Source organism: Syntrophus sp. (in: bacteria) (assembly GCF_040768185.1).
GTDB lineage: Bacteria > Desulfobacterota > Syntrophia > Syntrophales > Syntrophaceae > Syntrophus > Syntrophus buswellii.
The window spans coordinates 37,286-57,065 of the sequence record NZ_JAXGNC010000014.1; the positions used below are offsets into that span (position 1 = coordinate 37,286).

The following is a 19,780-nucleotide window of genomic DNA, read 5'->3' on the forward strand; positions in this document are numbered from 1 at the left end:
GCGCCGGAGCGGAGACAGCATAGCGCATTGCGATGTTATGGGCTGCCCCGGCCGAGAATCGTCCGTACCGGAATCATCAACCCTTATTCTTCCACAGCATAACCCTGAGCGACCTTTCCGCTCCCACCGTTCTTCATGCCAGGTTTTAACTGGTAATTATGCGTAATTCTTTCCGTATTTACATTGTAAATGTTTTAGGGCTATTTTTTAGTACAGTAGGTTACCAAATTATCCTTCCTTAAACTTCCTTTGAAACGGCGCATATTGATTGTCCAGAGATGAACTCGGCAACATGTTCTCCAGCAAAGGGAGGGGTCAGCAGGCGTATTGAAGAGGTCCAACAATGCGAGACGCGGATTTCTTGCCGTATTTCTCCCGAAGCGGCCTCTCGCAATGAAAGCCACAGTGCCAGCAACAGTTCCATATTTTGCCGTACATACATTCTGAAGAAAGGAGTCTAAGCGATGCCTACGTATCTTCACCCGGGCGTATATGTGGAAGAAATCCCGAGTGGCTCCAAGCCGATTGAAGGGGTCAGTACATCCACAGCGGCGTTTGTCGGCTTCACCACGAAGGGGCCGGTCGCAGAGCCGACGCTTCTGTTCAAGTGGAGCGACTATGAGGAGCAGTTCGGCGGAATCCGCGATCTGGGGAAATTGGCCGCAGGCGACCCCATGGGGTTCGCGGTCTACAGCTTTTTTCAAAATGGAGGGACCGCCGCCTACATCGTTCGGGCCATCCTGGCAGAGAGCGCAGACACGGCCGAGGGATTCCTGGTCAATCCTGCCGATTCCACCCGGATCCTCCGCTTTTCGGCGGTAAATCCGGGGGAGTGGGGCAGTGAACTGCAGATCCGGTTCGAGGCCAAGACGGATGCACCCGGCTACTACACCTTGAAGGTCGGCGTCATGGATGGAAGCGAGTTCAAGGAGCGGGAGCGTTTCAGCGACCTGACCGTGGTAGACGACAGCGCTCCCGATTACATTGAGAGCAAGGTGAATGACGCCTCGACTCTGATCAACGTGGAGATGCAGGATGTCAGCCAGTACCTGCTGGGAGTGAGCATCAGCCGGGATCTTGCTGCCGTTGCCGACTTCAGCGTCCTGAACAGCCGGACCATGACCGTCGCTGTGGACGGGACCGCCCGGACGGTGAACTTCGGCGCCGGCGAATTCAGCGCCGCGAGCACTCTGGCCGATGTGGCGGGAAGCATTCAGACCCTGGTGAGGGGATCCGTCGTAGCCAACCCGGCGGTGCGCGATTTCAGCTGCGCCGCGGAAGGCAGCCGGCTTGTCCTCACTTCCGGTACCCGCCTCATCACCTCAGCGGTGGTGGTGACCGGTCCCGGAGACGCCACCGATGCCTCGACGGTTCTGCTGCTGGGATTGGCCAACGAAGGCACCCAGCGGACCGGGCAGCAGTCCCTGGACGCGCTTCTTTCCGGAATCGCCGGCCAGGTCTCCCTGGGCGGAGGAACCAATGGCAGTCTTCCCGATCAGGACGCCTACGACGACATCTTTGCCGCCTTCGAAAAGGTGCGTGACGTGAGCATCCTCTGCCTGCCGGGCCAGACCTGGAACACCACCGCCGAGCAGGGGGTCATCGACGCCGCCGTGGCCCATGCCGAGAAGATGAAGAGCCGCATGGTCATCATCGATCCCCCCCGGGGGGTGGAGCTCAAGACCGAAAAGGCGGTCAACGACCTGGGATTCAAGCCCAAGACCTACTCGGTGGTCTACTATCCCTGGGTCAAGGTGGCCAACCCCTTCTACAGCGCCGAGAGGAATCCCGGTGTGCCGTCCACCCTGCTGGTGGCGCCCAGTGGTCTTGCCGCCGGCATGTGGGCCAAGATCGACGGCCGCCGCGGCGTCTGGAAGGCTCCGGCGGGGGTCGAAACGTCGCTTCTGGGCGTGGCCGGCATGGAGTACCCGGTGGAAGACGGGGAGCAGGACTCCCTGAATCCCCTGGGCATCAACTGCCTGCGGAAGATGCCGGGCTACGGGCCTGTCATCTGGGGGAGCCGCACTCTCGCCACCAAGGCCGACCCCGAGTGGCGCTACGTTCCCATCCGGCGCACCGCCATCATGATCGAGCAGAGCATCTACAACGGCATCCAGTGGGCGGTCTTCGAGCCCAACAACCATAACCTCTGGGCCTCTCTGCGGGCCAACATCGGGTCCTTCATGGACGGTCTCTTCCGGGCCGGGGCCTTCCAGGGCGAAAAGGCTAACGATGCCTACTTCGTCCGCTGCGGCCTCGGGGACACCATGAATCAGGGGGACATCGACCGGGGCCAGGTGATCGTCATTGTCGGTTTCGCCCCCCTGAAGCCCGCCGAATTCGTCATTGTCCGCATCCAGCAGAAGGTTGCTGAACAATAAATTTCTTTTCAACAGCCGAATCAAAGGAGGCTTGTGATGGCAGCACCGCTCTTTCCAGTCAACACACATCGGTACGATCCCTACCGCACCTTCAAGTTCCAGGTCGTCATCGACGGCAAGGTTGTGGCGGGGCTGAAAAAAATGGGGGCCCTCAAGAAGAAGACGACGCCGGTGAAGTGGCGCGCCTCCAACGATCCGTCCCACGAGCGGATCATGCCTGGGGGAACCAGCTACGATCCCGTGAACCTGGAGCAGGGGCTTACCCACGACCCGGTCTTCGAGAACTGGGCGAACCTCGTCAACAACATCCAGGGGGACGCCGCCCTGTCCCTGAAGAACTACCGCAAGGACATCATCATTAACGTCCTGAACCTCCAGGGGAAGGTGGCCATATCCTACAAACTCTACCGGGCCTGGGTATCCGACTACCAGGCGCTGCCGGATCTCGATGCCGGGAACATGAACACCGTCGGCATCCAGTCCATCACCCTGCAACACGAGGGGTGGGAGCGGGATACCAGTGTTGCCGAGCCGGCTGAGTCCTGATGCGGCTCCCCGGCGGAATCCTCCGTGATGGCGTCCGGCGCCGGGATTTTGCCTTCCGCCCCCTGACCGGGGTGGTGGAACTGGTCCTGGCCGAGGCGGCCGAGGAAAACTCCCCCATGCCGGCCAGGGTGACGAAGGCCCTGGCCGCCGCCCTGGAGCACGTAGGGGGGGAGCTCCCCTTGCCGGCCACCGTGGCGGCGCTTTCCGTGGGCGACCGCCAGTTCCTCATGGCGAGGCTGGCCGTGGAGTTCGGCCTGGGGGAAACCTGGTTCACGGCCCCTTGCCGCAGGTGCGGCGAACGGTTCGATTTTGCCGTGGACTACCGGAATCTGCCGGTGAAGGAGGCGGGGCCCGGGTATCCTTTCGCCGAGGTGGAGACGAGCCTCGGAAGATGCCGATTCCGCGTGCCCAGCGGGGCCGACCAGGAAATCCTTGCGGGCCTTGCCGATGACCGTGCGGCCATCCCGTGTCTTGTGAAATGCTGCCTGGTGGCACTTGCCGGCCGGCGGGTGGAAGATCCCCTCCCTTCTGGTGACAGGATGGAGGCCTTTTCCCCCGGCGACGTGGCCAGGATCGAGGCGGCCCTGGAGGAGGCAGCGCCGGAGGTGGCCGTGTCCGTGCAGGCCGCCTGTCCCGCCTGCGGCACAGCCCACGGGATCGATGTGGATCCCTACCGGATTCTATATAACCGGCTCGGGGAGGGACTCCTTCGGGAAATCCATATCCTCGCCTCCACCTACCACTGGAGCGAGGCGGAAATCCTGGGGCTTTCCCTGCACCGGCGCAGGCGCTACCTTGATCTGATCGACGAGGCGCGGGGAATGACGCGTTCCGGAAGAGGAACATGATGGGATTTTTTGCGGATATTCTACGCGACAGCCGCAGGGGGGGCACAGCCGCCCGCGTATCCGCCGCGGCGCCTGCCGCAGGCAGCGGGAGCGGCACAACGGGAGTGCGGCTCCGGGAAGAGAGCGGCGGCCAGCCGATGTATGCGGGGCAGACGCCGGTTCAGGACGGGTCTTCCGCCCGCAGGGTCCTGGACCCTGTACCCACGGAACAGACCTTGATTGCGGGACGGCACGGGATGACAACGGAAGGCGCAGACCTTCACGATCCTGGAACAGGGGAGCAGGGAGATTGTGGAAGCGCCCGGGCGGTCATAAGCGATTCCTTCATGGGGGAATCTTCGCCTGGAGAGGCGCTGTCTCGAATCGGCGAACGATTTGAGGAGCCACGGGTCGAGGGGCACACGGCGGAGCAGACGGGTGGTCCGGCCGAGGAGGATGAGGAGGCTTCCGGTTTGCCTGCCGTGAGCATGGAGAGCGATACAGCGGAGATAAGACTTCGGGAGGAGGGCGGCGGTCCGCCGGTGAATGCGGGGTCAGGAACCCTGCAGGATGGTGGAGCCGTCACCCGCCGGGTGGTGGGCCCTTCACTTTCGGAATACACCCCGGGTTCGGGAATTCCGGAGGTGACGATGAAAGGCGTAAGCCTTCCCAATCCTGCGGCACGAAAGCAGGCAGGTCGCGAAAGCGCCCGAACGGAATCGGACAGGTTCCGCGTTGAGTCGATGAAGTCGTTTCACGACGGTGATTCTATCGATGCTCCTCTGGTTCCAGTGGACGCGAGGGATTCATCCGTACGGGAATCTTCGTCCGGAGATGCGGCGTCACGAACCGGGAAAGTGTCTGCGGAAACGCAGGGGAGACGGCAAGCGGGATTGAACCGTGCGGGCACCATCACCCCTTCTGATCAATCGGCAGAAACAATGAAGGAGAATCATGGTATGGAGCAGGCCGCCGGGCTGCAGGGGAAGACTTTTCCATCGGCGGCAGGGGAAGTTCCTGCGGACACGGTGCAGGAGGAACTTCATCACGGCGGTATGCCGGCCGCCGCCCCGTCTTCGACTCCTGATTCCAAAAGTGTGGAGCGGTTCCAGCGGCCGTCCGTCCGTCCACTGCCTCCGATCCCGAAGGACAGCGAAGAAAAAGGGTCCGGCCGTTCCCTTCCGCCCCCGGAACCCCAGGTCCGGATCGGCGCCATCGAGGTCGTGGTGGTTGTCCCGGCGCCTGCAGATCGCTTGCCCCGGAGCGGGGAGCGCTCCCGGCCGGATCTGGCCAGCCGCCACTATTTGAGGAATTTCTGAATATGGCCCTCCCGCGTTCATCACTTTCCCGCGTCTGTCGCGCCATTGCCGACTTCGTCAGCGTGGGGCTCGACGCCAGCGCCAATTCGATCCAGGTCATGATCGGCTCTCCAGCCAGCGCCGCGCCGGCCGTAACCGACACGACCCACCGGGTGAACCTCTTCTTCTACCGGATCGAACCGGCGGGTTTCTTTACTGGCGACACTCCCGGCGATCCCTGGTGGGTGCGGCTCCACTGCCTCATCACCGGTTTCGGCATCGAGGAGGAACAGGTGAGCGCCGGAGAGAACGACCTGCGCCTCCTCGGCGAGGTGATGCGGCTCCTCCACGAGACGCCGGTGCTGTCCGCGCTCACGGTGGACGACGAGACGTTCCGGCTCCAGATGGTCTTTTTCCCCCTGGGCGCCGATGACCTGAATCACATCTGGTCGACCCAGGGTGACGTGAGCTACCGACCCTCCATTGCCTACGAAATGGCCCTGGCTCCGGTGCTCCCCCGGGAGCCTCGTCCCGAAAGCCCTCTGGTGGGGCGGATCGGTTCCGAAGTCCGCGCCGTTTCCGCAGCCCGCACCGCACCCTTTTCCGGGGCGGCCGCCGCGCCGCCGGTTCTCCGGTCGACGGTGGACACCTCGCGGCCGGACTGGGCACCCGCCATCTGTTTGGTGGCAGAGGGGGTGTGTGCCAGCAGTCTTCTCTTCGCCCTGGGGAGTCAGGAACTGACCGATTTCGTTCCCGCCGTCTGGGTGGCCGGGGAGCCGGGAGCCGCCGTCACCCTTGCCTGGCAGCGATGGACGAGCACAGGAGGCTGGCAGGATGTGGCGGACAGGATGGACACTTCGGCGACGGACCTGACCCTCGATCCCGAAATGGGCTCTGACGCACAGACCGTTGAAGTCGCCCTTCCCGTGGATCTTGTCTCCGGCGGAGGCCAGGCGGTCCTCTATGCCGAGCGGAGCTGGGTGCGGGGGGCGGACGGAGTGACGCTGAAGGTGCGGAGCAATCCCCTCCTGGTCACCGTCTACGGAGGGCCGTGATGGAATCCACCGTGCGGACCAGGGGAGAGGCGTGCTTCGCATCCGAATGGGAGAGGATAAGCCTGCTGGCCCACATCCTGGCTGAGTCCCGTCAGGGGCGATCGGCGTCCCAGGGTGAGCTGGATCGACTTCGGACGTTGCAGCAGCAGGTGGAGGCCTTTCGCCGGGAGGAGGGGAGATGGGACGCGGTGACGCCCTCGGGACTCTCTTCTCTGGAGTTCGACGTCCTCGCCTGTGCGGTGGCACCCGAGGCGGAACCGCGGCTTGGGTGGCTCTTTCAGGCGCTGCAGCCCGGAGCGCCGACTCCTTACCCGACGCCGGCCCTCCTCCAGGAGATCCTGGCCGTGGCACCCGAGGAAACGGCGCTTCTCTACGGCGCCCTTTCCGAGGCATCCCCCCTGCGCATCAATGGCCTCATTGAAGTGGAGGGGGGAGACCCCTTCCAGCCGCTCCGTCCGGCAGCGGGTGTGACAGCCCGGCTTCTGGGTCGTCCTGCCGTCACCGGGGATCTGCCGGGGGCGGTCCTGGTGAAAACTCCGGCCCGGTGGGAAGATCTTGTGCTGCCGCAGGACCGGGTTGCCATGCTCCGGGAGTTTCTCCTCTGGATCACCCACAAGGCCATCGTGGTCGGAGAATGGGGAGGCAGCGATTGCGGCGGTCCCGTTGGGCTCTTCTCCGGCCCGTCGGGGACGGGAAAGACCTTTGCGGCCGCGGTCCTCGCCGCCAGACTGGGTTGGCCCCTCTACCGGGTCGATCTTGGGCGGCTGGTGAGCAAGTACATCGGTGAAACGGAAAAGAACCTGAACCGCCTTTTTGATGCAGCCCACGGCCAGCCGATGATCCTGCAGTTCGACGAAGCAGACAGCCTCTTCAGCAAGCGGGGAGAGGTGAGGGAGGCCCGGGATCGCTACGCCAACATGGAGGTGAGCCACCTGCTGGCCCGCATCGAGTCCCACTCGGGGCCGGTGATTCTCACCACCAATCTCCGCAAGCACCTGGACCCGGCCTTTGCCCGCCGCTTCCAGGTGGTGGTGGATTTTCCCCGCCCCGACGCCGAGGCCCGGACACGGCTCTGGCAGCGGCTCCTGCCGCCCAGGATGCCGAGGGAGCCAGGGGTGAACCCCGCCTTTCTCGGTGCCGCCGTTAACCTGACCGGCGGGAGCATCCGCAATGCCGCCCTCCACGCGGCCTACCTGGCCGCCGGTGCGGGGAGGCCCCTGAGCCTCGGCCACGTGGCCCTGGCGATCTGGCGGGAGCTGGGCAAGGACGGCCGGGAACTTTCCCCCACGGACCTGGGACCCATGGCACCCTTCCTCCCCGGGGAGGCGCCATGCTGACCATCGAACGCCTGCGCCTGCAGTTGCCCCACGCCTTCCGGGACCGGGCCGGGGAGATCGCCCGCCTGGTGGCGGAGGAACTGGCAGCGGTCCCGATGACGGCCGACCTGCAGCTGGACCGGCTGACGGTGCCGCCGGTGGAGGTTTCTTCCCTGGCCACCGACCGGGATGTGGCCAGGGCTGTAGCGACATCGGTTTATACCGGAATACGGAACGAAACGAGGTAAGAGATGCTCAACACCGTCAAGGGAATGCTGATCGAATACGCCCTCTCGATTCCGCCGCTGGTGCTGGTCTTCGACTTCAACCCCCAGTCCCTCACCCGCACCCGCACGCTCACCCTGCGGACCGGAAGCGCCCCCGGCACCCGGGGGGGATACGACTTTGCGCTTCCCACGGAGACGGCGCGGGTGGCCCAGGGGGTCACCGTGCAGCCGGAAAGCTTTTCTCTGGATATCCTCCTGGACGCCACCGACCGGATGAGCGACCCGAATCACCCCGATTATTCCATTGCCTGCCAATTCGGCATCGAGCCGGAGCTGGATACGCTGCGCACCATGGTGGAGCCCAAGGCCCAGGGGCCCGGCGGTTTCCAGACCCTGGCGAGCCTCGATCTCGGCGGCCAGCGGGCCTTCCAGCGGAGCGAATCCGCATCGGTGCTGCTGCTGGTATGGGGAACCCATGTCCTGCCCGTGTTTCTCACCAGCATCCGCGTGACCGAAGAGGCCCATCTCCCCTCCCTGGTTCCCTATCGGGCACGGGCCAATCTCACCATGCAGGTCATCGAAGGGAACAACCCCTTCTACCAGGTCGAGAAGGTGAGGCAGGTGATTGGGGCGGCACTTAACTCGGGACGCACCGTGATCGGAGGGATTTTCTGACATGTTCCAGAAGGGGAGCCGCTACGAGAAAAGCCAGACCTTCAAGCCGTCCTCCAACGGGGTTACGGTTTTCGCGGGAATCCGCCCCCGGACCATCGGGTCCGCCACCGGCGTCGTGGAGCATGTGGTGAAAGCCGGCGACCGGTTGGACCTCCTGGCGCGCCACTATTACAACGACGATCGCCTCTGGTGGCGGATTGTCGACGCCAATCCGGACTTCTTTTATGGCGGCGACATGATGCTGGAGGAGATGGAAGGACGGGTGATCCTGATCCCGAAGGCGAAGGAGTAGGGCATGATCCTGGATCTCTTTACGTCAAAACGCCGCGAGCCGGCCGAGTGCATCATCCGTGTGGGGAGCGCGGGTCTTGAGATTCCCGACCTTTATCCCTTTCTTACGGAGGTGACGGTGGATGCCGGCCGGGCCGAGCCGGCGGTGGCGGTGATCACCTTCGAAAGCCGCCGCGACGAAGAGGGGAAGTGGCTCGTCCAGGACGACGGTCGTCTTGCCCCCTGGGAGCCCATCGTTATCGAAGCGGCTTTCGGCAGCGACACCGAGGAAATCATGCGGGGGTATATCCGGGAGGTTCGGGCCGACTATCCGGAAGACGCCGGAAGTGCGCGGGTGACGGTGGAATGCAGGGATGACTCCCTGGCCCTGGACCGGGAGCATGTCCGGACGGTCTGGGGTGGTGACGCCCCTACGACCGACCAGGTGATCGTTTCCGCGATTCTCGGAACGTACGGCCTCTCTCCGGACCCGGCCAGCGAAGGCGGCCAGACGGGCCTCGTCATCAACCAGGACGGGACGGACATCGACTTTCTCCGGAGGCGGGCCGAGGCCAACGGCTACGACCTCATCTTCCGGGAAGGGATGGCCTATTTCGGCCCCATGCGCCTCGACGCGGAACCCCAGGCGACCATCATGGTGTACGCCGGCAAGGATACCAGTGCCTATAGCTTTTCGGTCCGCGACGACGGACATCAGGCTGACCGCGTTTCCTTCGACCGGGCCGAGACTGCCGGGAGCGGAACCGTCTCCGAGACGGTGGAACCGAATCTGCCGCTTCTTGGGAACGAAGCGGCCACAGGGGCCGGCAGCGGTCTCCCGGACTTCGCCTGGCGCATGAGCCGCCAGGGGGAGATGAGTGAAGACGAATGGCGGGCCCGGGCCCAGCGCCGGGCGAACGACCTCTCCCTCCGGGTGAAGGGGGAGGGGGAACTGGACGGTTCTCTCTACGGCCATGTGCTGCGGGTGGGGGAGCCCGTCGGGGTGGACGGTGTGGGGGAACGGTACGGCGGCATCTGGTTCGTGGATACCGTCAGGCACCGCTTCAGCACCGAAGGCTACCGTCAGAGCTTCAACCTGCTGCGCAATGCCTATGGCGACAACCTGGGCAGCGGCGCCGGTGGTCTGCTGGACGGCGTTCTGGGGGGATAGATGGAAGACCTGCTTCTTGAGCTGGCTCGGCAGTACCGGAACCGCTACTACGGCAAGTACCGGGGGTTTGTGACGGACAACGACGACCCGGAGAAAAGGGGGCGGATTCGCCTTCTGGTGCCGTCGGTTCTCGGCGAGACCCCGACCGGCTGGGCCCTTCCAAGCCTGCCCTTCGGCGGCCTTGCCGACCAGGGGCTCTTCGTGGTTCCCGAGGTGGATGCCCAGGTCTGGGTGGAGTTCGAGGCGGGGAACGTGGACCTGCCCATCTGGACCGGTACCTTCTGGCAGGCGGGCGGCGACCCGCCGGCGGAGGCGGACAAGTCACCCCCGACGACCCGGTTGCTGAAGACCCCGTCGGGACATGTCCTCCAGTTTGACGACGAATCGGGGAAGGAGAAGTTCCGCCTTGCCCACCCGGCCGGGACCGAGATGACCGTGGATGAAAAAGGGACGGTCATTGTGGCCGACGCCAAGGGGAACACCCTGACCCTTGACGCCGACGCCGGCCAGGTGATCGTGGAGGACGCCAACGGCAATTCCATCACCCTGTCATCCAGCGGCGTCGCCATCGAAGACGCCAACGGCAACAAGGTGGAGATGGCCGCTTCGGGAATTACCGTCAAGGGTCAGCAGGTGGTCGTGGAGGGGCAGATGGTGATGCTGGCGGGACAGGGAGGAGAGCCGATCATCAAGGGACAGAGCTTCCTCACCCTTTTCGCCACTCACGTCCATCCGAGTGCCATGGGTCCCACGGGCCCGCCGATTCCCCAGGGAGAGATGAGTACGCTGTCCATGAAGGTAAAAACAAGTTAGGAGCATCTCTGATGAACCGAATGGCCGATCCCCCCTATATGTCCTTTCCGCTTCGCATCGGAGACCACGGAGCCGTCGTGGCAGACCGCCGGTCCCATGTGCGGCAGCAGATCGAGCAGGTTCTCTTCACAAACCCGAACGAGCGGATCTTCCGCCCGGAATTCGGGGCCGGGCTTAAGCAACTCGTCTTCGAGCCCAACGCCTCGGTCCTCTGGGAGATCACCCGCAAACGGATCTCCTCGTCCCTTGGCGAAGCCCTCCGGGGAGAGGTCGACCCCAAGAGCCTGGAGGTGGTGGTGAGGGGGGAAGGGGAGAAACTCCTGATTACCGTGTCCTACACCCTGGCCGCCATCGGCCACGGGGAGCGGCACGAATTCCTGGTGTGAGGCCATGGCCGAGAATCCGAAGAGCATACTGACCTTTGAAGGCTACTGCCCCGACTGCGCCGAGCGGCGGGTAGAGTTTCCCCAGCCCCTTCCCGGCCCGGGGGACGACTTTGACTGGCTCGCGCGGGACTACGACAGCTTCCGCCGCCTCATGCTCGAAGAACTGGCGGGACGCTTCCCGGAGAGAACGCGCTGGACCGCGGGAGATCTGGAAGTGGTCCTCGTGGAGGTTCTGGCTGCGGTCCTTGACCAGCTTTCGGACATGGCCGACCGGGTGGCGACGGAGGCGTATCTGGAGACGGCGAGGCGCCCCGAATCGGTGCGGAGGCTCCTCTCACTCATCGGCTACGATGCGGCCACGGCCGCCGGCCTGGAGGACGATCCCCCCGCGACTCCGGGTGGCAAGACCCGCTGTGAAAAGCTCGATGAGCTCTGGCGCCGAAATTCTCATCTTATGGACCCGGCCCGCCTCGAAGGGCCTCGATCTATCCACACCCAGCGGCGGATGGTGACCGTGGCCGATTATGCCGACCGGCTTGCCGATCACCCCCTCGTTCTGCGGGCCAGCGCCTGGAGCGCCTGGACCGGATCGTGGCCCACGGTCCGCATTGCCACGGTCCTCTGGAGCGACCATCTCCTCGACGAAGAGGGACTCTCCTATCCAGACGACCTGCGGGGACGGGTTGAAGCGTTTCACCAGGAGCGCCGGATCTGGCAGCCGGCCTGGGGAAGCGATCCCCCCACCATCCGGACCATCCTCCATCCCTATCTGGAGGCATGGCGCATGGCGGGCCAGGAGGTGGTGCTGGAGGATGCGGTGCCGGTGGCGATCAAGATGTTCATCTCCATCCGGGTGCGGGAGAACTACTTCCAGTCCGAAGTCCGCAACGCCGTCCGCCAGGCCCTCGGCACCGGTCCGGGAGGATTCTTTGAACCGGGGCGCCTCGGCTTCGGGCAAGATCTCTTCGCCAGCGACGTCTTCCAGACCCTCATGTCCCTGGACGGGGTCGAAAACGTCTGCCTCAACCGCTTCAAGCGGCTCGGCGATCAGTACCCGGACCAGACCGACACGGGACGCATTCCCCTCGAAGGGCTCGAAATCGCCGTCTGCGTCAACGATCCGGGCCGACCTGAGATGGGCTACATCAACCTTACACTGACCGGAGGGCGCCGAGGATGAGTAACGGAACCGACCTCACCCGATGGAACCGCGCCGGCCTGAACCGCTTCAGGTACGTGGACGGCAATGCCGTCACCTTCCTGGAGCTGCTTCGGGCTGAGCTTGCAAGCCGCTTTCCCGACTGGCAGGAGGTTAAAGACCTTCCTTCCACGGAAACGGAAGTCGAGCGCCAGGAGCGGATGCTGGAGCAGTATCATTCTCCGCGCCGGGACTGGGCCTGGGAAATCGTCCGGGTTCTGGCCCGCGCCTCTCATGTCCTGACCGAGCACCTGGACGCTTACGCCAACGAGGGGTTTCTGGGCACCGCTACCCAGTGGGACACGGTGCGGCGGCTGGTGGAGATGATCGACTACCACCCGGCCCCGCCGGCCTCGGCCTCCACCCGGCTCGTTATCGACGCAAAGGAGGCGGGAACCCTTCCGGCGGGCTTCGCCGCGAAGCATACCCCTGCCGACGGGAGTGCCCCGGTGGTCTTCGAGACCCTGGAGGAACTGAAGGTGGACCCGCTGCTCAACAGTCTCCGTCCCGCCGAATACAACCGGAACCCGGAGCGTCTCGAGGGCGAACTCCTCCTGCTGGAAGGGGAGGTGGAGGACCTCAAAACGGGTGAACCCCTGGTCCTAGAGGACACGGAGAGTAAAATTCTCCGGGCCTACCTTATCGTGGGGACCCGGCTTGTCGAAGGAAATACCGAGGTGCGTGTTTCTCCCCGGCTCTCCCACCGGCTCCGGAAGGGGTACACCCTCATCCACGCCAGGCCGGCCGAGAGGCTTGTCCCCATCGGCCCTGCCGCCAAGGGGGCCGAGTTGGAGCGGGTTCTGCGCCTCACCGAAGAACCGGAGGGGCTCCTCCCCGGAATGGTCATCTATCTCGGCGATGGGGCCGAAGACCTCTACCGCCGGGTTTTTTCCGTGCGCGGGAAGCGGCTCGTCCTTGACACCGATGTGGGCCCCCTGCGCCTCGACACGGCCCGGATCGGCTATCCGGTCACCCTGTCGGTGATCGCCCAGGAGGAGCGTCCCGTGGACAACCCGGACGCCGTCATCTACGCCCTCCGGGTGGCCGGGGACTGGTCGCGGCTCGCCGACCGGCGGGTCGCCCAGGAGACCGTCGCCGTCATCAACAAGAAGAAGCACAAGCATCTCCCCTTCTATTCGGTAACGGCGGCCCGCTACCACCTGGTCGACAGCGAGGATCCCCGCGGGGGATATACCATCCTGACCCTTTCGTGGAACAAGAGCGACCATTCCTTCCCCCTGAACAACCCCCAGACACTCCTGGCGCCTCCGGCGGGGGCCGGGCCATGGAGAACCGACACCTACCTGGAGAAGAAGGATGGGCACCTCCCGGCCTCCGTCATTACGGGGAAGCCGAAAAAGACCACGGCCGGCGACCTGGCAGTGGTCGTCATGGGGCGCCAGACCGCCTGGGCGCGGCTCGCCTCGGTGAGTGTCGACCTGGAGCGGGAGGAGGCGACACTCACGGCGGAAGGGACATGGAAAGACCGGGGAGGCGGGGATTTCTTCCTCGCGGAGACGAGGGTTTACGCCCACTTCAAAGACGAGCTCCGCATCGTTTCCTGGCGGGAGAACACTCAGCCCCTCTCTGGAGCCCGCATCCCCCTTTCAGAGGTGCCAATGGCCCTGGAGAAGGGGCGTGTCCTTATGGTGGAGCGAACCGACAGCCCTGCATCCGCTTTCTTTACGAAGGTGACGAAGATGGAGGGGAAAACCCTGGTTCTGGCACAGGACCTGTCTGCCGGTTTTTCCCGGGGAAACACCATCGTCTCGGGAAACGTGGTCCTGTCAGGCCACGGGGAGAGCAAAGGGGAAAAGGTCCTGGGCAGCGGCGACGCCACTCGATCGAGCCAATCCTTCGTCCTCGCCGAGGCAGGGGTATCCTTCGTGGCCGATTCAACGCAGCCTGCCGGGGTGAGGGCCGCCATCAGCCTTTCCGTGGCCGGTCGGGTCTGGGAGCAGGTTGGGAACTTTGCCTCTTCAGGACCCAGCGACCACCATTACACGGTCCGCATGACGGAAGCGGGGCATCTCCTGTTCGCTTTCGGAGATGGAGTGCGGGGCCGCCGCCTGCCCACCGGCACGAACAATGTGCGCCTCACCTTCCGCTCCGGGACGGGACTGGGGGGGAATCTCCCCGCCGGAAGCCCCTTCAAACCAGGCAAACCCCACCGCCTGGTGGAAAAGGTGCGCCAGCCCCTTCCCGCCACCGGCGGAAATGACCGGGAAGGCGTGGAGTCCCTGCGGGAAAATGCCCCGGCAACGCTCCTTACCCTGGAGCGGGCCGTCTCCCTCGACGATTTCGCCTGGCTGGCCATGGCCCAGAGCAGCGTCTGGCAGGCCCGGGCCTTCTGTCGTCCCACGGGACTCGGTCGAAGCGACAAGGTGGAGGTGGTCGTGGTCCCCGCGGGGGGCGGGGAACTGGGACCCCTCGCCGAAGCCCTTACCGGCTTCCTCACGGCCCACGCCGTGCCGGAGGTGGAGGTGACGGTGCTGCCCTTCGAATCCCGCACCTTTGATCTGGAGCTGCTCCTGACCGTGAATGCCGACGCCTACAATCCCGATACGGTGGCTGCCGCCGTGAAAAGCGCCGTCCAGGACGCCTTTTCCCTCCGGAAACGGAAACTTGGGCAGGATCTCTTCCTGAGCGAGGTTTACCAGGTGGCGGAAGGGGTGACGGGCGTGGAACACTCGGTCGCAATCATCAATGATGACAGGGCGGCCAGGCGGGTGGCTTCCGGCGACCGGGAGGTCCTTACACTGGACAAACTCGTGGTCACGGTTGCAAGCGAGTCTGCAGCCACCCCCTCTCTGTGAGCGGCTACCGGGACGGGGAACGCGCGGAAAGCGAAATTTCGCAACCCGAGGACCGTCTTGGATGAGGAGTCTCCGCCGCATTCGGCCCGGCGGGAGGTCTTGAGCGAGGTGAAAGAACAGGAGACGACGATATGGCCACGGACAAACTGACAACTGCCATCGGCAAGCAGCTCTACCGCGTCCTCCCCGAGGTCTACCGGACCCGAGACGGCGAAGAGACCGGAGGACAGGAGGATCTGGCGCGGTTTCTCGACGCCTGCGGAGAGCTCCTTGACCGGATCCGAGCCACCCTGGACCAGCGGCTGGCCGACTCTTTTCCCGACAACCCGCCGGCGGGGACCGCATGCCAGCCCTGGCTGATCCCCTACTTTGCCCAGCTGTTGGATGTACGCCTCGTCTCACCGGACGAAAAGGGACGGCGCGACGAGGTGGCCAATGCCGTGGCGTGGCGCCAGCGGAAGGGGACTCTCACGGTCATCGAACAGATCGCCGAAGCGGTGGGGCAGATGGAGGCGGAGGTCGGGGAGGGGTGGCGGCGGACCGCCGCCACTCCCCGCATCGGCATGCCGCGGCTTCCGGCCGGGGCGTTGGGGGAAGAACCCGCCTTTGATGATTTTCAGCGGCATCCCCTCTGGGCAGCCCGGCATCCCGACCTCCCAACGGCCACGCCGGATTTGCGCTACCCAGCCCGGGCCATGGAAGTGGCCATGGCCGCCGGTGAATTTCCCTCAAACCCCGCCGCGAAGCTGACCACCTTTGCCGGAGTGCCTGTCTGGTGGCGCCAGGTAAATCCCCACGGTGCGCCCTGTTTCCCTGAGAGTTTCGACGACGTTTCCCGCCGCACCGTCGATCTCCGCACCCCCGACTGGCGGCAGGGGTACAGCCACCCCAAGCGGGTGATCCTCCATGCGCCGCCCCCCTTGGGCTTCTTCTCACCCGGGCTCTTCCCCGTCCATAAGGGAGATAGGACCCTTGACGAAAAAAAGGAGCATCTGTTGGAGGACCTCATCATAGACGGCACCCTAACGGTGAAAGCCGGGAGGGTGAGGCTCAGGCGGTGCGCGATCCGGGCCCTTGAAGTCGACGTCCCCGCCGCGACTATGGACGAGCCGGTGGTGGATGCGCGGGAGTGCCTCTTTGAAAAGATGGATGTGCAGGGCCTGGCCCGCCTCGAATACTGCACCGTGCTGGGCAACTGCAAAACCGGCAGGCTCCAGGCCAGCGATTGCCTCTTCGCCGGGGAACTGGAGCTGGATCCCGGACTGGTGAAATATCCCCACTGCATCCGCTTCTCCCGGATTCCGCCGGGAGTCTTGACAACGCTCCTGACCCACCGCAACACCACCGAGAAGCCGGTTTTCCATGCCTTCGAGTTCGACGAGGGAGGGGAGGTCGTCCGCCGAACCGCCCGGTTCGGAGAGCCGGGATGCGCCGTTCTCCATCCCGCCACCCCGGAGGCGGTCCGTTTCGGGGCCGAGGACGGCGGTGAAATGGGAGCCCACCACGGATGGCGTTACAGCCTCCTTCTGGCGGCGGTACTGGACAAACTGAAGGAGTTCCTCCCGGTGGGGATGGAGGCGGTCATCGTGCCGGATCTCCGATTGCACCGGCTCCCCTTTCCGCCATGCGACACGAATTGATTTCCATACTTCAGGAGTAACCCATGAAAACGCAAATCTCACGCGACAGTTTCCAGCCGGACAAACGCTACTCCGGCATCCATCAGCAGCAGGGACGGATGATCACCGACTCCGACTGGAACGAACTGGTGGCCATCTGCCGGGAACAACTCACCCAGGCCCTCGTCGATGTGGTCGGCAACGGCTCGCCCCGAACCGGCGCCGTGTCCATCACGGGCGACCGGAAGATCCAGCCCGGCGACCTGTATGTGGATGGCTTCCGGGCGGAGTTTCCGGGGGAAATGCCCATCGAGGCCAGCGACCAGCCTGACCTTCCGGGCTACCCCGCACTGCCCGCCACGGGGATTTACACCGTCTATGCCGATGTCTGGGACCGGACCGTCACCTCCCTGGAGGACAATCGGCTGCGGGACCCGGGGCTCCATGGGGCCGACACCTGCACCCGAACCCAGACCATGCTGCAGGTTAAGATCTGCCGCGAGAAGATCGATCCGGAGACGGGGATTCCCCGGCGGGGGAATGCCACCCTCTCGTTGACCCTCCACACGAACCTGGAGTCGGGCGACCCCTGCGACCCCTGTGCCGGCCTCATCTCCGCGGGAAAAGGGCGGATCGGCAACTATCTCTTCCGGCTGGAGGTCCATGCCGTGGAGGGGGCCGCCGCAAATCCCACCCGGCTCATCCTCAAGTGGTCCAGTGAAAACGGGGCCGAGCAATACGAAACCCTGGCCGTGGAGAAGATGCCTCCGGGCTTCGTTTCATCAAAATATGCCTATGAGTTTCACGACCTCACCACGGAAAAGCATCTGGGGCTCTTCCTGGGCCCAGACTTCGCGCCGACCCGCGGCGTCATCAAGACCGCTTACGAGCTTCCCACAACTTCCCCCAGGGACTTCGTCCGCCGCTGGGACGGCTTCTGCGAGTTGACGTACACAGGCGCCGTCTGGTCGCTCGAAACCGGTGTCGATCGGGGAATTGCGCTGACCACGGAGGGTTCTTCCAGTGCCCCGGGCCACGTCACCCTGGGTTCGAGTATCCAGATCAACCTGGAGGCCCTGCAACTTTCCCTCGACCTTTCCGGGAAAACCTTTCTTGCCGGTGACTTCTGGCTCGCCCCGGTCCGAGAGGCGGTTCTCGATCCGGGCGATGCCGTGCTGACCGGCTCCGAACCTCAGGGCATCGTCCACCACTACCTCCGCCTGGCCCGCGTCATGGATGGCAAGGTGGCCCCCTTCGACAACGACGCCGACAAGCGGCGGCACCGCTTTCCCCCCCTCACCGACCTCTCGGCCCACGACGTGGGATACCAGACCACCTGCGCCAGCGGCCTCTTCGACGCCACCCACGACAACGTGGAGAAGGCCCTGAACCGCCTCTGCCAGCTGGCCGCCGAGCATATCGCCTATACCGCCACCTGTGCAAAGGGCCTCTACGCCGGTTTTTCCGGCACCGTGAAGCAGGCCCTCGACATGATCTGCGAGATCCAGGCCTCCCAGATTGGCTTCGCCAAACCCTGCAACACGAGCATCTACCAGGGGACCGCCATCGCCACGGTGGAAGAGGCCCTGAAACTCCTCTGCAATGTCACGGCGGGGCAGATCGGATTCGCCAAACCGTGCAACACAAGCATCTACCAGGGGAAGACACTCGATACCGTGGAGGATGCCCTGAATCTCCTCTGCGATATCCAGGCGGGACAGATTTCGTACAGGCCGGGCGGTTCCTGCACCTTTCTCAACCAGCCTGGAATCGACACGGTCCAGGAGGCCCTGGACGCCCTCTGTGCCCGTCCCGCCGGCGGAGGCTGCCGGATGACCGTGGGCCCGGAAGGCGGGCTCTTTGCCTCCCTGGAGGATGCCCTCGAGATTCTCCTTGAAAAAGAGGAGCGGCGGGATATCTGCCTCTGTCTCCTGCCGGGGGACCATGAATTTACCGGCAGGCTGATCGAGCCGAAGCACGAGGGCGTCAACCTGTGCCTGACCGGGTGTGGCCGCGGCACGCAGCTCTATCTGGTGAAGGAACCGGCTCACTTCAGGGGATTTGCGTCGGTATGCCTCTCGGATATGGCGGTGGTAACGCGCGAATCGCCGGTCGGGGCCTTTCTCTTCGACCGCTGCCGTGACATCTCCCTGAAAGGGATGGCGGTCTACGGGGTCGTCGCGGACGACTTTCTGGTGGGAGTCCGCAATGCCCGGACCGTTACGATGCATGGCTTGGAGCTGGAGGCATCGGGATCGAACAGTCTGGAGGTCCCCGCCAAGCTGTTTGATCTCAATAACACCCTCTTTGACCTCTATCAGGTTGCCGACCGGACCTTCTTCGATCGGAAGGCGGCCGTGGTGGCTCAGGTTGTCGCCGATCTTCCCCAGCAGGATCGCCGAACCCTGGCCGAAGGCATCAGCGGGCGGGTGAGGGTGATGGAGACCCTTTCAGACCGGGAACGTCAGAGCTATGTGGAGCTGGTTGCTCTTCTGCGCCAGACCAGCGTGGCTCCGGCTGAGATGGAGGGCGTGCTCGGGAAGATCCGACTGGAGGCTGTCCGGGAGAATCCCGCTGTTGCTCTGGGCATTGCAGATGCACGATCCGACTGGAACATCGGTGACTGCGATATCCTCGGCATCGTTACCCTCTATGGTTTTCAAACCGCAGGACCGCTTCCGGCGGATTTGACGAAAAACCTGGAACATCTGGTGAAGGAAGGACGGGTGAGCTTTGGAGGTCTCGGAACAACATTCCGGGCCACCGGCTGCCGCTTGACCCGAATGGACGTCAGCACAGTCATACAGAAACGGCTTGCGGACATCATCGAAAAGCAGGGTGGGACCCTCCCCGCCCTTTTCTCCTCCGCCATCCTGGGCGACCTGACCCTCCTGCGCGAGGACAACCAGATGACGTTCCTGAACACGAGCCTCTCTTCGTCGGTTTTCGAGGTGAGTTCCGCCCGCGCCGCCGTGGTGGTGGGAAACTCGACCATCTACGTCGGCAATCGCGGGGAAGGGGAGGCGGCCATTCTGGACATTACGCCCCAGGGGCGCTCTGAACGGGCCGCCAACCTGGGGCTGATTATTACGGGGTAACTCTCTTCCTTGTTTTTTAACCCCGGAGGCGAATGCCGGGGACCATGTCAACGTCTTCCTGAGTGGCGCAGAGAAGAAAGGAGA

At 64.2% G+C, this 19,780-nt stretch carries 16 protein-coding genes; all 16 read left to right on the plus strand.

The genetic code is table 11. The annotated features are described in order from the left end of the window. Positions 1–464: 464 nt before the first annotated feature. The 16 genes from AB3175_RS12245 (at position 465) to AB3175_RS12320 (ending at position 19,696) form a co-directional block, all read left to right on the plus strand. Positions 465–2,381, plus strand: coding sequence for a phage tail sheath C-terminal domain-containing protein (locus tag AB3175_RS12245; RefSeq protein ID WP_367361229.1), 1,917 nt, complete (start codon positions 465–467; stop codon positions 2,379–2,381). Positions 2,382–2,417: 36 nt separating this feature from the next. Next, on the plus strand, positions 2,418–2,927 hold the full coding sequence (locus AB3175_RS12250) for a phage tail protein (protein ID WP_367361230.1): 510 nt from the start codon (positions 2,418–2,420) through the stop codon (positions 2,925–2,927). Next, positions 2,927–3,775: a hypothetical protein gene (locus AB3175_RS12255; RefSeq protein WP_367361231.1), complete on the plus strand. Its 849-nt coding sequence runs from the start codon at positions 2,927–2,929 to the stop codon at positions 3,773–3,775. Before AB3175_RS12250 ends, AB3175_RS12255 begins: the two co-directional genes overlap by 1 nt. Then, on the plus strand, positions 3,772–5,073 hold the full coding sequence (locus AB3175_RS12260) for a hypothetical protein (RefSeq protein WP_367361232.1): 1,302 nt from the start codon (positions 3,772–3,774) through the stop codon (positions 5,071–5,073). Before AB3175_RS12255 ends, AB3175_RS12260 begins: the two co-directional genes overlap by 4 nt. A gap of 2 nt (positions 5,074–5,075) precedes the next feature. Further along, the gene (locus tag AB3175_RS12265; protein ID WP_367361233.1) at positions 5,076–6,107 is read left to right on the plus strand and encodes a DUF4255 domain-containing protein; all 1,032 of its coding nucleotides are present in this window, start codon (positions 5,076–5,078) and stop codon (positions 6,105–6,107) included. After that, positions 6,107–7,444: an ATP-binding protein gene (locus AB3175_RS12270; protein ID WP_367361234.1), complete on the plus strand. Its 1,338-nt coding sequence runs from the start codon at positions 6,107–6,109 to the stop codon at positions 7,442–7,444. Before AB3175_RS12265 ends, AB3175_RS12270 begins: the two co-directional genes overlap by 1 nt. Continuing rightward, complete coding sequence (locus AB3175_RS12275) at positions 7,438–7,671, plus strand: hypothetical protein (RefSeq protein WP_367361235.1); 234 nt, start codon at positions 7,438–7,440, stop codon at positions 7,669–7,671. Before AB3175_RS12270 ends, AB3175_RS12275 begins: the two co-directional genes overlap by 7 nt. Positions 7,672–7,674: 3 nt before the next feature. Continuing rightward, entirely contained in the window at positions 7,675–8,325 is a 651-nt protein-coding gene (locus AB3175_RS12280; protein ID WP_367361236.1) for a hypothetical protein, read from the plus strand. 1 nt (position 8,326) lies between these two features. After that, entirely contained in the window at positions 8,327–8,617 is a 291-nt protein-coding gene (locus tag AB3175_RS12285; RefSeq protein WP_367361237.1) for a LysM peptidoglycan-binding domain-containing protein, read from the plus strand. A gap of 3 nt (positions 8,618–8,620) precedes the next feature. Further along, entirely contained in the window at positions 8,621–9,766 is a 1,146-nt protein-coding gene (locus AB3175_RS12290; protein ID WP_367361238.1) for a phage late control D family protein, read from the plus strand. Further along, positions 9,767–10,579 (plus strand): phage baseplate assembly protein V, encoded by an 813-nt coding sequence (locus AB3175_RS12295; RefSeq protein WP_367361239.1) that lies wholly within the window; start codon positions 9,767–9,769, stop codon positions 10,577–10,579. 11 nt (positions 10,580–10,590) lie between these two features. Further along, positions 10,591–10,965, plus strand: coding sequence for a GPW/gp25 family protein (locus AB3175_RS12300; RefSeq protein ID WP_367361240.1), 375 nt, complete (start codon positions 10,591–10,593; stop codon positions 10,963–10,965). 4 nt (positions 10,966–10,969) lie between these two features. Next, positions 10,970–12,145 carry a hypothetical protein gene (locus tag AB3175_RS12305; protein WP_367361241.1) on the plus strand — a complete coding sequence of 392 codons (1,176 nt, stop codon included), beginning with the start codon at positions 10,970–10,972 and terminating at the stop codon, positions 12,143–12,145. After that, positions 12,142–14,979, plus strand: a complete 2,838-nt coding sequence (locus tag AB3175_RS12310; RefSeq protein WP_367361242.1) for a hypothetical protein — start codon at positions 12,142–12,144, stop codon at positions 14,977–14,979. The genes AB3175_RS12305 and AB3175_RS12310 overlap by 4 nt, the downstream gene beginning before the upstream one ends. Before the next feature lie 131 nt (positions 14,980–15,110). Then, positions 15,111–16,619, plus strand: coding sequence for a phage tail protein (locus tag AB3175_RS12315; RefSeq protein ID WP_367361243.1), 1,509 nt, complete (start codon positions 15,111–15,113; stop codon positions 16,617–16,619). A gap of 23 nt (positions 16,620–16,642) precedes the next feature. Then, positions 16,643–19,696, plus strand: a complete 3,054-nt coding sequence (locus AB3175_RS12320) for a DUF6519 domain-containing protein (RefSeq protein ID WP_367361244.1) — start codon at positions 16,643–16,645, stop codon at positions 19,694–19,696. Positions 19,697–19,780: the final 84 nt, after the last annotated feature.